Origin of the sequence: Comamonas sp., assembly GCF_036666375.1 — a bacterium.
Taxonomy (GTDB): domain Bacteria; phylum Pseudomonadota; class Gammaproteobacteria; order Burkholderiales; family Burkholderiaceae_C; genus Comamonas.
In genome coordinates, this window is the sequence record NZ_JAVWWA010000220.1 from 1 (window position 1) to 2,064 (window position 2,064).

Sequence of the window (2,064 nt, forward strand, 5' to 3'; positions counted from 1 at the left end):
CGTTCGAGCTCCTGCACCCGATAGGCATGCGGACTCACACCCATGTGCTTGCGGAAGAACCGGCCGAAGTAGCTTTCGTCCTCGAAGCCCAGGCTGTCGGCGATCTGCTTGATGCTGCCGTTGGTATAGACGAGCTCGCGCTGCGCCTCGAAGAGCACGCGCTCGTTGATCATGTCTATGCTGGACTTGCCCAGGCTCTCGCGCGTGAGCCTGGACAATTGGCCGGCACTGATGCCCAGCTGTTCGGCGTACTGCGCCACGGTCCAGCGGCGGCGCAGGTGCTCGTCGATCAGGCTTCTGAATTTCTCCAGTTGCAGCGACCTGCGCGACAGTGCGGGCCAGACGGCGGGTTCCAGCGTTTCGCTGAGCCTGGCCACCTGGACCAGCAAGGCAGTGATGAGCGACAGGCCCGCCGCGACCTGTCCCATCGCGGCCAACCGCCATTCGCGCTCTATGCTCAGATACAGCGGCATCAGTCCCGCGGTATAGCGGCCTTGCTGCGGGAGATTGATGGCCAGCGGCTTGCGCAATGTGTGCAGCAGCTCCGGCATCACGATCTTCACCATCGCTTCCAGCGGTTTTTGCGCCGCCGTCACGACCACGCCGTTGACCTGCGGGTTGAATTCGAATCCGTGCACCCGCCTTGCGGGCACCACGACGAGAGCCGGTGCGTGCAGGGGACGGCGCTCATCATCGAGCAGGGCGTGGCCCTGGCCATGCGTCATGTACAGGATCTGGAACAGGGATTGATGCTCGTGTGGATCGATCTCCCAGCCGTACAGCGAGGAGCGCTCCGGAATCCACTCGAAGTTGAACATATTGCTGCCGCCCGCGGGAGCGTTGTCGCCGTACATGGCGTAGTTGGGGATGCGGCGCTGGCGCTTGCCGGGAAGCTGGGGCGGTGACTGAGGCATGCAGGAAATGTCCTGCCTGATGCAACGTATGGCTTATAGGGATAACCCGCTGTGCCTTGTTTATGCACGAAATGTCCGATCACTGGCTTGAATTGTCAAAGGACACCATGGACCCGCGCTCGCAGAATTCGGACCTTCGGATTCAAGGGAGTTGCAATGGCGATGGAAAAAGTTCAGACCGGCTGGCTGCAGTTGCAGGACCGGGTGTGCGTGGTGACGGGTGCGGCCAGCGGCATTGGCCTGGCCGTGGCCCAGGCGCTGGCAGCGCAGGGCGCGCGCCTGGCGCTGATCGACAAGAACGCCGCGGCCTTGCAGGCGGTGGTGCGGCAGTTCGAGGCCGTCGCGCGACCGGTGATCGCGCTGGCCTGTGACACGTCGAGCGAGGCGCAGCTGCAGGCGGCCGCGCAGCAGGTGGAGCGCACCTGGGGCGCGGCGCGCACGCTGGTGAACAACGCCGGCGTGCTGCGCGCTGGCTCGCTCGATGCGCTGACGCTGGCCGATTGGAATCTCGTGCTGTCCGTGGACCTGACGGGCTACTGGCTGGCCGCCAAGGCCTTTGGTGCGCAGCTGCGCTCCCACAGGGAAGACGGCGGCGCCAGCATGGTGCATGTGGCCTCGATTGCCGGGCATTTTCCGCAAAGCCACAGCGGCGCGTACAGCGCGGCCAAGGCGGGGGTCTGTCTGCTGTCGCGCCAGTTCGCGGTGGAATGGGGCGCGGATGCGGTGCGCAGCAACGTGGTCTGTCCGGGAATGATACGCACGCCGCTGTCTGCGGACTTCTATGCCCAGCCGGGCGTGGAGCAGGCGCGCTGCGCCGCCACGGCCAGCGGCAGGGTGGGCGAGGCCGACGACATCGCCGACACCGTGGCTTTTTTGGCCAGCCCACGCGCAGGCTATGTGAACGCCACCGAAATCATGGTCGATGGCGGCATGTCGGCGAAGCTGATGGACATGGTGCCGCGTCCTGGCTTCAGCCAGGCGAGCTGATGTTGCGGGAGACCGATGCAATGCTGAAACAGGAAAATCCGAGATCCATCGAATGCGATGTGGTGATCGTGGGCAGCGGTGCGGCCGGGCTTGCGGCCGCGGTGACAGCGCGCAAGCGCGGGCTCGACGTGGTGGTGCTGGAGAAGGAGCCGGTGTTTGGCGG

At 65.2% G+C, this 2,064-nt stretch carries 3 protein-coding genes; 2 read left to right on the forward strand and 1 reads right to left on the reverse strand.

The genetic code is table 11. The features are described 5' to 3' along the window. Nucleotides 1-914 (reverse strand): helix-turn-helix domain-containing protein (locus RR928_RS24775; protein WP_332538260.1); only part of this gene is annotated, 914 nt, incomplete at its 3' end. A 156-nt stretch (nucleotides 915-1,070) separates the two neighbouring features. Between RR928_RS24775 and RR928_RS24780 the strand changes: the two genes are divergently transcribed. After that, on the forward strand, nucleotides 1,071-1,901 hold the full coding sequence (locus RR928_RS24780) for an SDR family NAD(P)-dependent oxidoreductase (protein ID WP_332548477.1): 831 nt from the start codon (nucleotides 1,071-1,073) through the stop codon (nucleotides 1,899-1,901). Nucleotides 1,902-1,921: 20 nt separating this feature from the next. Further along, nucleotides 1,922-2,064: FAD-dependent oxidoreductase (locus RR928_RS24785; RefSeq protein ID WP_332538294.1), on the forward strand; the 143-nt coding region annotated here is incomplete at its 3' end.

Excerpts from the sequence above, each read along its gene's own strand:
- RR928_RS24780 (WP_332548477.1), top strand. The coding sequence starts at position 1,071 with ATGGCGATGGAAAAAGTTCAGACCGGCTGGCTGCAGTTGCAGGACCGG.